12 protein-coding genes and 1 pseudogene are annotated in these 12,140 nt (G+C 47.1%); 12 read left to right on the plus strand and 1 reads right to left on the minus strand.

Annotated features, from left to right (window positions below):
* Window positions 1–17 precede the first annotated feature (17 nt).
* From ACO1NU_RS02240 to ACO1NU_RS02295, 12 genes and pseudogenes are all read left to right on the plus strand, one after another.
* Complete coding sequence (locus tag ACO1NU_RS02240; RefSeq protein WP_448816825.1) at window positions 18–1,349, plus strand: flippase; 1,332 nt, start codon at window positions 18–20, stop codon at window positions 1,347–1,349.
* 24 nt (window positions 1,350–1,373) lie between these two features.
* Window positions 1,374–2,384: a glycosyltransferase gene (locus ACO1NU_RS02245; RefSeq protein ID WP_448816826.1), complete on the plus strand. Its 1,011-nt coding sequence runs from the start codon at window positions 1,374–1,376 to the stop codon at window positions 2,382–2,384.
* 17 nt (window positions 2,385–2,401) lie between these two features.
* Window positions 2,402–3,634 carry a hypothetical protein gene (locus ACO1NU_RS02250; protein WP_448816827.1) on the plus strand — a complete coding sequence of 411 codons (1,233 nt, stop codon included), beginning with the start codon at window positions 2,402–2,404 and terminating at the stop codon, window positions 3,632–3,634.
* 10 nt (window positions 3,635–3,644) lie between these two features.
* Complete coding sequence (locus tag ACO1NU_RS02255; RefSeq protein WP_448816828.1) at window positions 3,645–4,604, plus strand: glycosyltransferase family 4 protein; 960 nt, start codon at window positions 3,645–3,647, stop codon at window positions 4,602–4,604.
* A gap of 350 nt (window positions 4,605–4,954) precedes the next feature.
* Window positions 4,955–5,149: pseudogene (locus ACO1NU_RS02260) on the plus strand (DapH/DapD/GlmU-related protein); the annotation flags it as partial.
* Window positions 5,150–5,180: 31 nt separating this feature from the next.
* Entirely contained in the window at window positions 5,181–5,624 is a 444-nt protein-coding gene (locus ACO1NU_RS02265; RefSeq protein ID WP_448816829.1) for an oligosaccharide biosynthesis protein Alg14, read from the plus strand.
* Complete coding sequence (locus ACO1NU_RS02270) at window positions 5,621–6,103, plus strand: glycosyltransferase (protein ID WP_448816830.1); 483 nt, start codon at window positions 5,621–5,623, stop codon at window positions 6,101–6,103. Before ACO1NU_RS02265 ends, ACO1NU_RS02270 begins: the two co-directional genes overlap by 4 nt.
* 68 nt (window positions 6,104–6,171) lie before the next feature.
* Window positions 6,172–7,065: a polysaccharide lyase gene (locus ACO1NU_RS02275; RefSeq protein ID WP_448816831.1), complete on the plus strand. Its 894-nt coding sequence runs from the start codon at window positions 6,172–6,174 to the stop codon at window positions 7,063–7,065.
* A gap of 117 nt (window positions 7,066–7,182) precedes the next feature.
* Complete coding sequence (locus ACO1NU_RS02280; protein ID WP_448816832.1) at window positions 7,183–8,130, plus strand: glycosyltransferase family 2 protein; 948 nt, start codon at window positions 7,183–7,185, stop codon at window positions 8,128–8,130.
* A gap of 82 nt (window positions 8,131–8,212) precedes the next feature.
* A complete protein-coding gene (locus tag ACO1NU_RS02285) occupies window positions 8,213–8,623 on the plus strand; it encodes a hypothetical protein (RefSeq protein WP_448816833.1) in 411 nt (136 codons plus the stop codon).
* 71 nt (window positions 8,624–8,694) lie between these two features.
* A complete protein-coding gene (locus tag ACO1NU_RS02290; RefSeq protein ID WP_448816834.1) occupies window positions 8,695–10,416 on the plus strand; it encodes a PAS domain-containing protein in 1,722 nt (573 codons plus the stop codon).
* A 101-nt stretch (window positions 10,417–10,517) separates the two neighbouring features.
* Window positions 10,518–11,579, plus strand: a complete 1,062-nt coding sequence (locus ACO1NU_RS02295) for a sensor histidine kinase (protein WP_448816835.1) — start codon at window positions 10,518–10,520, stop codon at window positions 11,577–11,579.
* Between the two features lie 62 nt (window positions 11,580–11,641).
* Here the strand turns inward: ACO1NU_RS02295 and ACO1NU_RS02300 are convergent, their stop codons facing one another.
* Complete coding sequence (locus ACO1NU_RS02300; protein ID WP_448816836.1) at window positions 11,642–12,130, minus strand: hypothetical protein; 489 nt, start codon at window positions 12,128–12,130, stop codon at window positions 11,642–11,644.
* Window positions 12,131–12,140: the final 10 nt, after the last annotated feature.

Raw genomic sequence — 12,140 nt, forward strand, 5'->3', positions numbered from 1 at the left:
AAGAAAAATCTACATCTATGATTTCAGAAAAAAAAGCCTTAACCAGAAATATACTGTCGCTCTCGGTTGTACAGATTGCCAACAACGTGCTGCCGCTGCTCTCTGTGCCGGTCATATCGAGGATCATCGGTCCGGATAAGTTCGGTGCGATCAACTTTGCCGCCTCGTTTGTGGGCTACTTCGTTCTCCTGATCGGCTACGGTTTCGATCTCTCTGCAACCAGAAGGATAGCCGCAGACCCTCATAATGAGGAGCTCAGGAATCGCGTCTTCAGTGAAGTGTTCTATATACAGGCGGCCCTGCTGATTCTCTCAGCCTGTATTTTTACAGGTTTGCTGGTTTCGGTGCCACTGTTCAGGCTGGAGTCATTGCTGATGATCTTCTCTTTTCTGATCTGTATCAGTGCCTTATTTACGCAAAACTGGCTTTTTCTGGCGATGCAGGACATGCCTAAGGTGGCGTTTTTCAATCTGGTCACCAAGCTTCTTTTTACCGTATTCATTCTGGTCTTCATCAGGCATAAGGAAGATTACGTGTTGCAGCCCCTGATCATCGGCGTTATTCAGATCGGTGTTTCGCTGATGTCATTTTTCTGGGCTTACCGGAAGTACCGTCTGCGGTTTGTGCCGGTCAATATGATGGAAGGCCTCCTGGTACTCTGGAGGGAGCGTACGATCTTCTTTTCGCTGGTGGTAGTGAGCTTATATACATCTACGAACGTCTTCATTCTGGGGCTTTATCAAAGTCCCACTCAGGTTGGCTATTATGCCGCGGGACAGCGACTGATCATTATCATCCAGTCTATACTGACCAATCCGCTATCACAGGCGCTGTATCCCTATATCGGACGGGCGTTTGCGGAGAGCCGCGACGCAGGTATCCGGATGGTGCAGCGGATACTGCCCATCGTAGCGCTGTTGACGGGTGCTGCGGTGCTCGGCATTATGACGCTGGGGCCCCTGATGCTAAAGCTCTTCTATGGAGAAAAGTTTGCCCCGGCGGTACCGGTACTGCAGGTACTGATGTTCTTACCGCTGATTATCGGGTTTAGTAATATCATGGGTATACAGATCATGCTGAACCTGAAAATGGATAAAATTTTCTTCCGTGTGACCGCTTGCGGTGCGGCACTAAGTGTATTCTTCAATGTGATCATGATCAGGCACTGGGGCTATATCGGAACATCTGTGAACTGGATCATGACGGAACTCCTGATCTGCATCACGATGTTCATTATACTGCACCGGAAAGGGGTGCACCCGGTCGATATCAACAACTTCCGCTTGTCTGCTTACAAACGCTATTTCCGTGCCTTTAAAGCCAGGTTTGTGCCTGCACTCAACCGATAATATTTTCATTTCTACTCTAACAATATGAACAAGACCATCGCCATTGTACTTACTTATAACCGTCTTTCACTACTGAAAGAATGTATCAATTGTTTGAGGGGCCAAACCCTTGCTGTTGACCATATATTGGTAGTAGATAATGCCAGCACTGACGGAACAGGTGAATGGCTTGCCGGCCAGTCTGATTTGCAGGTATTAACCATGCCTGAAAATCTGGGCGGTTCAGGCGGTTTCAAGAAAGCGATCTCTACGGCCTATGAGCTGAATTTCGACTGGATATGGATCTTAGATGACGATGCTTTCCCGGAGAAGAACTGCCTGCGAATATTGAAAGAAGCCGCTGCCCGAAAAGGGGACAAGAATTTCGTGCTGGCGCCGCTGGTGATCCAGGGGGACCGTGTGGACCATGAGCATAGGGGGTTCGTGAACTTCAAAAAAATACAGTTTCCGCTTCAGATCAACACGAGTGAACGGCTTGTCCGTAATGCGGGGCCAGAGATGCAGATCACATTCGCATCTTTCATCGGGATGTTCATCAGCAGGGAGATTGTAGCTGATGTGAAATTTCCTGATTCCTCTTATTATATCTTCCAGGAAGACCTGGAGTATTCGATCCGTATTGTGAAGGCAGGGTACCCGATATTTCTTGTGAAGAACGCAGCGGTACATCACAAGGAGAAAGGTACGCTACCGGTGGAGTATTTTACAGAAAAGCGGGATGTGCCGGTGACGCCGGCAAAGGCCCGCCGAACTATCCTGCAGTTTCTCGAAGATAAACGGACAAAATACAGGGATAGAACGAGGATCAAACCTACGCTGTTCATCAGCAAGCGGAACTGGATATGGACGATCATGCAGCATGATGGAATGAGCCTGCCACTGGCAGCCTATCTGGTCAAAGATATAGCACGTGCCATGTCCTATGTGCTTCTTTCAAAGTCCAATAACAGGCTTCTATTGTCTCTTTTCACGGCTACTTATTTGCAGGGACTAACCGGAAAATTGAATAATCAGCAATTTTTAAATAAGAAATAAAGCAGACGATGGTGGCGATGGATACCAAATGGCGCTTTCAGGCTTTTCTGATCTTTTTTCTTGTGATCTTTTCGCTGAACATGTTTTTCGCCAAGGTCGTGATGGCATCTCCCCTGAAGCACCTTTGCATGGCCTATATGCTCGGGGCTGTCGTTCTATCCATTCCCTACTTTTTCAGAGGCGGGAAAGGATTTATTTTGTCCTTGCAGCTTATCAGTATATCGGTGCTGGCATCCGTCCTGCTGTCTTACGTTTCATGGAAGCAGGAGTTTTCTTTTGCTGTCAGTACGATTCCCTATCTGCTTTGGTTTGTGTTTTTCTATCTGCTACACATCCGATTTCCTCTCCCGGTGATTGAAAAGATTGTTTTTTTCTGGGGCTGGGTATATATCCTTCTTTTCATTTTCCAGTTCATGAACAGTTCACAGGTGTATTTTGGATTTAAAGAAGAGTTTAAAGAGGACCGGGGAGTGATCCGGATTCTGTTTCCAGGCGCGGGAGTTTTCTTTCTCGCCTATTTCATATCGTTGAATAGGGTTATGGAAAAAGTTCGGTTCCGCTGGGTGTTTGCTCTTTTTATCCTGGCGGGAATCGCGGTTACTGTATTACAGGTGACCAAGCAAAGTATAGTGCTGCTACTGGGTATCACCCTTTTTCATTTGCTGAGAAAAACCTCGCTTTTTTCCAGGCTGCTGATCATGGCCGCTTTCATCGGAGGAGTGGTACTTGTGCTGAATTCAGACAATCCGGTTTCAAGGGGTATTATTGAATCACAAAAAGAGAACGTGGCGGACGGCGGACAGAACATCCGAGTGCAAGGGAGCCTGTATTTTCTTACAGAGTTTTCGCCCAACACAGTCAGCCAGATATTCGGCAATGGGTTTCCCAATCTGAATTCAAGATATGGTCAATACGTATCCATGCTGGAAGATAACTATGGCTACTATCTGACCGATGTCGGCGTGGTAGGCATGTATGCGATGTTCGGGATTCTGCCTCTGCTTGCTTATCTCATGATTTTTGCCCGGGGATTGACCATGCGGGTGCCTGCGGAGTTTCAGTATTTGAAGTATTATCTGTTTTACATCATGGCGACCTGTCTGACATCAGATTCTATATTCTCGATCAGCTTCATGATGACCAATATTTTTGTGTTCTATGCCCTCCAAGTGCTCTTCGAGCGCGAGCGGGCGGTAAAACATACTTATCCGATTGTGCTGCAGCATCAGCGTGCAGGTTCACTACTCTAATTTATCAGGAATGAAAGTTTTGTATGTTACGAATATGTTTCCGGTACCGGACTATATCTACTTTGGCATCCACGTTCGAGAGCAGATTCAGGCCATTGAGGCTCTTGGTGGGTTTGAGAAATCGGTATACTTTATTAACGGGAGGGCAGGCAAGCTGAACTACCTTAAGAGCATAGCCGGGATCAGAAAGCGGGTGAAGGAGGAGAAGTTTGATCTTATTCATGTTCACTACGGCCTGGCTGGATTGTTCCTGCTTTTTTTCAAGCCTGCTATTCCTGTTGTTATGACGCTCCACAGCGGTGAGCTGTATAGGAAGAAGGGATTCTGGAATCACCTGATGCAAAAGAATATCACGTTGGCACTCCTCAGGCGGGTGCGGAAGATCGTTGTGTTGAACGATGACATGGTACGTCTCCTGCAACCACATGCACCAAAGTTGGTGAAGCAGCCCTGCGGCACCGATCTGGGCCTTTTCAGGGAGAGGAGCCTGCCGCCAGATCCTCACAGAAAATTGAGGATTGGATTTCCGGGTAATCCGGCGAGGCCAGAGAAGAACTTCGCACTTTTTGAAGAAATAGTCGCCATGCTGCGTCCGCAATTTGATGTGCGGGTCATTGAGTTTCACAATCAAAGTAGGGAAGAGGTGGTAAGAAACCTCAATTCCATCGACCTTCTTTTGATGACTTCTCTTGTGGAAGGATCACCGCAGATCATCAAGGAGGCCCTGGCTTGCAACAGACCTGTTGTGAGTACTAACGTGGGAGATGTGGCGGATGTTCTGGAGGGGGTCAGGAACTGTTATCTGGTCGAATCTTTTGATGCGAAGACATTCATCGGTCCGGTGAGCCAAATCCTGTCTCTGCCCTTGCATGAACGCCGGTCGGACGGGCGCGATAAGCTATACAAGATGGGACTAGCAGCCGACCAGGTTGCCCGTGCAGTGAAGCAAGTTTATGAGGAATGTTTATGAAAAAGGTCTGGCTTCTTTTCTTTTATCTGTTTGCCAGGCATCTGCCGGCCAGCTATTTTCCATTAGGTAAAATATTCAATGCGTTCAGGCTTGTCTTACTTCGCCGACTATTCCACGTTGGCAACCATACGATTGTTGAGCCGGGATTTAAGTTCGGAATGAAGGGGATATTGAAGATAGGTCATCACTGTCAGATCAATGAGGATGTCTATATCCAGTCTGCCGAAATCGGGGATTATGTGCTTATTGCACAGCGGGTCGCCATATTGAGCGTGACGCATGTGATGGATCGCCGGGACATTTATATCAAGCTGCAGGGATCCACAGCGTCTCGTGCGGTGATCATTGAGAATGGTGCATGGATAGGGCGCAACGTAGTGGTGATGCCAGGCATCCGGATAGGCGAGGGCGCGGTTGTAGGGGCGGGAGCTGTTGTTACCAAAGATGTTCCTCCATACGCGATCGTTGGTGGGGTGCCAGCCAGGCTTATCAGATACCGTGCGGCCGATCAAAAACAGCAGTCTTCCATCATTCTGGAAGCGTAAGAATACATCGATCACTTCAAAATAGACCATTATGAGAGTTTTAGCAATTGCTTCTGCAGGGGGGCATTGGGTGCAGTTATTGCGGCTGGTGCCGGCTTTTGGTGATCAGGATATCTCCTTTATATCTACTGATCCAAAGTTCGGCACTACCGTGAAGGATTATGCCTTTTATGCGGTACCAGACGCCAATCAGCGGGAAAAGTTCCGGCTGATCCAATGTTTTTACCGGGTATCACAAATCGTTATCCGGCAGCGGCCGCGGGTGATCATCACTACGGGAGCGGCGCCGGGACTTATGGGGATTATTATCGGAAGGATGATCGGGGCAAAGACGATCTGGATAGACAGTATCGCAAACGCGGAAAAAATCTCCCTTAGCGGAAAGATTGCCGCTTATTTCGCGCACCGGGTTTACACACAGTGGGAGAACCTGGCAACAGACAAGATTCAGTTTAAAGGTAATGTACTATCATGATATTTGTGACAATAGGAACGCAGGAACCATTTGACCGCCTGGTCAGGTGTATGGATAAGGTGGTTGCAGAGCTCGATGCTGTTGAGGCAGTAGCGCAGGTAAGCCACACGGAATATCCAATCAGGAATATGAAGGCCTTCAGTTTTCTGGCTCCGCAGGAGTTCAGCAAGCAGTTTTCGGAGGCCGATCTGATTGTCAGTCATGCTGGTATGGGAACAATCATCTCAGCTATGAAGCTGGAGAAGCCGATTATTATTTTTCCGAGGCTGGCCGAGCTGGGAGAGCATCGGAATGATCATCAGTTGGCTACAGCCCGGGTGCTGGACAAACTTAAGTACCTGCATGTGGCCTATGATGAAGAGACGCTGAGAAGGATGGTTCATGATTTTATAGGTGGCAAGCTGAAGTCTTTACACCGTATCGGAGACTGCGCATCTCCTGAACTGATTGGTTCAATCAGGCAATACATCGAGGTGTAACAGACAGATAATGAAATTGTTTGAAACCTTGTCTTATGCTCTCCGTATCAGTTGGAAAAACAATCTTCATGTTTATCTATAAAAAATATCCGAAAGCTTTTATTCTCGTTCTGAGCATTACGCTATCTAGCTTCGTTATGGGGTGTTCAAAAACAGATTCCGAAGAACTGGCACCACAGGAGAGTACAGGTATCCGTTTATCGGAACAAATCTCAGCGGTATCTCCAACCAATTCATCTTTGTTAAATCCGATTACCACATTTCTCGATTTTGAGCAAAGTGTAGGAACCTGGTATGAACGTAGCCTGGGGTACTCCTGGTCTGCTTTCTTGCATGGGCAGGCGAAGCGGGTTGGTAAATCGGCTCTCCGTTTTGAACTACGACGTAATGATTCCAAGTATGGTCACAGAACGGAGCTTGGAGAAAAGCCTGGCGTGAGAAAGGAAGTATGGGTAGGTTTTTCGAACTTTTTTCCTTCATCATACCTAAAGGATCCTGTACAGGAGGCTGTTATGCAATTTCAGGCGCATCCTGACGTGAACAAGGGAGAAGCCTGGAGAAGTCCGCCGGTTGCGCTGATTATTTTGAACGATCGTTTTATCCTTGATCTTCGTACTGACGCACGGGCTGTGACAACAGGTGAGTTAAAGCTGACCCGGATCGATCTTGGTCCTGTTGACAAAGAAGTGTGGAATGATTGGGTATTTCACGTGAAATGGGCCTGGGACAATACAGGTATATTAGAAGTTTGGAAGAATAATAAGCTGGTTGTGAGCCGAAAGAACATGCCGAACAGCTACAATGACCAGCTGGATCCGTATTTCAAAGTTGGAATATATAAATGGGAGTGGGCCTGGAAGTCAAGCCCATCTGTACAGAAGCGCGTCTATTTTTTAGACGAGCTAACCATTGGCACTGCAGCAGCAGGTTATAATGGGGTTTACCCGGGACGGAAGCGTTAGGCGTTTCGTTCCTCCAATTTATCAAAACGTACTTATATTTAAGGCGATAAGGTGGCAAAGCCACCTTATCGCTTTTTTTTGTCTATACCATACCACTTAACAGATTATCACCGCATTATGATTGAAAAAAATCGCCTTGCTATTGTTATCCCGGCATATAAGCTTACTTATTTCAGAGAGACTCTGGAATCGATGTCTGCCCAGGAGTGTCAGGATTTCACGGTCTATATCGGTGATGATGCCAGTCCTGAAGATCTTGCCTCCCTTGTAGATGAGTACAGTTGCCGGATCCCGATTGTATATCGACGATTCGAGGAAAATCTTGGCGGGAACGACCTGGTTGCCCATTGGGAACGCTGCATCTCCATGACGGAGGGTGAGGAATGGATCTGGCTTTTTTCTGATGATGATGTCATGGAAGCATCCTGTGTGAAGAACTTTTATGGATGTATGACCCAGGTGTGTAACGCTGAACTGTTTCACTTTGATCTGAAATTTATAGACCACGGTGGTTTCGTGACAAAAATATGTAAAGCTTTCCCGGAATATCTGTCTGTCGCTGAGTTTTTTGACCGCAGGGTGGGGTTCCGGTTGAATAGCACTGTTGTTGAATACATCTTCAGCCGAACGGCATATGAACGGGAAGGTGGGTTCAAGAATAATGATCTTGCGTGGTGCTCTGATGATGCGAGTTGGATAAAGTTAGGGCGACAAACCGGTATCGTTACCATACCTGGTGCCAATGTAAGCTGGCGTAGTGGCGGTCTGAATATATCCTCGAACATCCGGGACAAAGCCATTGTGCGAAGAAAAGTGCAAGCCAATGTCGATCATCTGAATTGGGTAAAAATTTACTTTGAGGAGCATGGCCTGAAAAGTTCATTAAAGCCATTCGCTAAACTGAAATGGGCAATATCTACACTGGTAGTCAGCCAGGCTTTTAGCTTAAGAGAGAAATATGTAATGGCAGTGGATGTTGCGAGTCAGCTTGATCAGGAGCGTGCACAGTTTCAGGTAGCTGTGTACCTATTGTATCGCACAATGCGAAGCAAGTTGTTTAAATAGTGAAAGTCTGCTACATAAATGGTCAAATGTTGTGATGGTATCTGCAACAGGTGTTGTCTATTTTTGTCTCAAACTACAGTCTATGAAATCCATTTTTTTTATTGCATGCTCTTGTTTAGTGGTTCTTTTAAGTTGTGAACGAACAGATTATGAGCCGGGGGACCCCGGTAGTTATGATACTGAGTACAAGATTTTCAGGGTAAAAGTAAATTCAGACTCGAATACCCCTTATAGTGTCAGTATCAAACGAGAGAGACCGGCGTCCGGTGCTTCTGCAGCTATTGATCAGATCGAGGTGAATCAAAATACCGGCGTGTCCTTTGATTATGGTTTCAGTCCAGCCATTGGGGAAACTGTAAAGGTCACCGTAAAAAGTTCCAGGAACGACATCAAACCTTATGCATTTTACAAAGGGAAATACACGCTGCCTCTTGAACTCAAATCTGTTGCGGGAACGTATAGCGCGGAGCTTAACTATCGGGTTGAAGAATGATCCTGCTGAAGTACTGAATTTGCTGACTTATAGATGTATGAATTTACGTACCTTTATGGTATCGTGAAAAAATGACGCAAGACCTCGATAACATCAGGCCCTTTCTTGAAGCATCTCCCAATGCCTATCTCATCCTGCGCCCCGACAGACCGCATTTTACCATCTTAGAAGCTAACCGGGCTTTATGTGAGATTACGCACAGAAAGCGTGAGGATATTGTGGGCAAAAGTATTTTTGACGGGTTTAAAGCCATGAGTGGTGAGCAGAATGAGAAGGGTGTTCGCGTGTTGAGGGACTGCCTTGAACGTACTGTGATCCTGAAGAAGAAACATCGGTGTTCGCTGCAACGTTACGATCTTCAAGATGGGGAGGGATTCGGAGTCAGGTTCTGGAACTACGAAGTGGCGCCGATACTGGATGATGCTGGTGATGTAAGCTATCTGTTGGAGCATGTGGTGGACGTGACAGACAGCGTTTTGGCCGAGGCGGAAGAGAAGGCCCGTGATCCACTGATCGACTCTTGCCCCGATGCTATTGGCTCTCTGGATATAAAGGGTAACTTTCTAAGTGCCAATCGCGCCATGCTTGAGTTGACAGAGTGTACGAGGGAGGAACTGTTCAGACATTCGTTTGTTCCCTTTATCCCGATGGAAAGCTTTACTCATGTCTTTTCATCTTTCCAGAAGATAATCGGGGGCGAGGCTCAAAACTTTGAAACGCATTTTGTGAGTACAAAGGGTAGTCGGTTCGTGATCAGCGTAAGCTGTATGCCCATCAAGATCCAGCAGGAAATTATAGGCGTGCATTTTGTTGCCCGTAACGTTACCAACCTTCGGAACGCGGAGAAGCAACTGGAGCAGTATCACCTGCGGTTAGCCAGTATCGTGGAGAGTATCCGCGACGGCTTTTTTGCGATGGACCGGAATGGGGTGATAGAGTATTGGAACAGGGAGGCTGAGCGGGTACTGGGGGTAGATAGTGATGATGTGGTGGGGAAGAATATCTGGCATGTGTTGTCAAGTAACCTGTTTCCACGGTTTTATGCCAGTCAGCAACGTGCGCTTAATGAGCGCATCCCGATCCGCTATGAAGAATATTCCCAGGCACTGAAGAGCTGGCTGGAGGTGGCGATCTTTCCTTCGCCTAATGGTCTTTCTGTTTATTTCAAGGATATTTCGGAACGTGTGGCAGTAGAACAGGCGCTGGAGGCGAGCGAGCAACGTTTTAAGGCCATGGTGCAGAATGGCTCTGATGTGATCTCGATTCTGGATCGGAAAGGAAACTACCTGTATATGAGTCCCTCTTCGAAAGCTACGCTGGGGCGTGGCCCGGATTTCTGGATAGGAAGGAATGTGCTGGAATTTGTTCATCCGGACGATCTCGACCGTGTTTCTTCCATGCTGTTGAATACCACTAAAGAAAAATTGGTCTATCTCGCTCCTTTCCGTTTCAAACGGAATGGTTTTGAGTACCGCTGGATAGAAAGCATAGTCACCGATATGACCAACGACCCGGCGGTAGGTGGACTGGTGGCCAATACGCAGGATGTGACGGAGCGGGTGGAGTATGTAAAAGCGATAGAAGAACAAAACAAGAGACTGCGTGATATTGCGTTTATTCAATCGCATCTGGTGCGTGCCCCGCTGATGAGGATCAAGGGTCTTGCCGATGTAATTACGAATTATGAGACCGATCCGACGCAGGTAAAGGCCTTACTCGGCCTGCTGGATCAGGCTGCTGACGAACTGGATGATGTGGTGAGGGATATTGTGGAGAAAACGGATAATCTTTGATATATAGGGGAATGTGAGGGGGATGGGAATAAGTGTGCTTATAACGTGTAAGGCCCGCGGTAGAATAATTGGTAAATTGGTATACCATACCAACCTGAATTATGACTAGTACTTTCGATCTGGAACAGTATTTTGAACAGTCTACAGACTGTTTATGCATCGTTGGACATGATTTAATTATCAGAAGGGCGAATGCGGCTTTTAGTCATGCGCTTCGATACTCCCCTGGGGAACTTCCGAAGGTGTCGATCATGGATATTGTTCATCCGGATGATCAGGCGCGAACAGAGGACGCCTTTGAACGCATGAGGCAACTCCAGACACTGACGGCCTTTGAAAACCGGTTTATGACTCGCGACGGTGAGCCTCATTGGTTCTCGTGGACCGCTATTCCTATCGCCAGTGAACAAGTGTATTTTGGTGTGGCCAGTGATATTCATCATCAGCGAAAGCTGGATGAAGACCGGAATCTCCTGCTGACCAATATGACCAAGAGTGTGGAAGACCTGAAACAGCTGACCTGGGCGACTTCGCATGATCTCCGGTCGCCCGTCAATAACCTTCTTGCGGTGTTCAGCCTACTGGATGTGTCGAAGGTCAAGGACCCGGAGATGCGGAAATTCATCGATATGTTTAAGCTGGCTACCGATAACCTACGAACTACCCTGGACAGCTATGTGGATATGCTCACAGAGAAGGAGGTGCTGAGAGCCGACGCACAGGAGCTTGATCTGGAAGTGACTTTGAGATCGGTAATGAAATCGCTGTCATCGTTGATTGAGCATACTCAAACGGAAATTCGCATGGATTTCAGTGCATTCAGAGTAATTTCTTTTAACGAGATCTACATGGAAAGTATCTTTCTGAACCTTTTGACGAATTCTATCAAATATGCCAAGACGGGTCAAACTCCAAAGATCTTTATCCGCACGCAAGTTCTGAGCGGGGTGCATAAGTTGCTGTTTTCGGACGAAGGTCAGGGATTTGATATGGATCGGGTCAAGGACCGGGTGTTCGGTTTACATCAGACCTTTCATGATCATCAAGAAAGTAAAGGTATTGGTTTGTATCTGGTGCATCATCATGTGATTGCGATGGGGGGACGGATTCAACTGGAAAGTAAATCGGGAGAGGGAGCTACATTTATCATATCTTTTGATTAGGCCGCATCGGTATCTGACATGGGGTTGATCAATAAAAAAGGCGGGGGTAGACCCCGCCTTTTTTATTTGTTCTTCTTGCTAAGCCTGAAGACCAGCAGGGCCGTGAGTGCTACCCCTACGGCAATTTTGGTTACTGCCGCTTTACGGTTATACTTCCATTCAGCGTTCCATCCGCGTTCGGCAAAAACGTTTGGAATGTGTCCGCGTTTCAGGTCGTCTACAATACCTTCAACCACATTGATCCGGTCCGCCAAAATAAGCGGCAGCCAGTGACCGTAGTGGTTTTCGCTGTACTTGAATGCCTGCCGACGAATGACTCCACTGAGCCCCGACGGAGGAGTGGATGTTCCAAAAACAGATGTAATGTTCGGGCGCTCATTCGAATGCAGCACTTCGATATCTACGAACTGTTGTGTAGGACGTTCCCAGGTGTATCCCTTATGTTCTTCGTTGGTACGGTTCTTCATAGGATACGTGGGGTCGTTCTTTGGATCAGCATCAATTGCCCATCCGGCATTGTCTTTATGGTTTTCTTTTAAAGCGTTTTCCATGATCATCGGA

The sequence above is a fragment of the Arcticibacter sp. genome, from assembly GCF_053551015.1.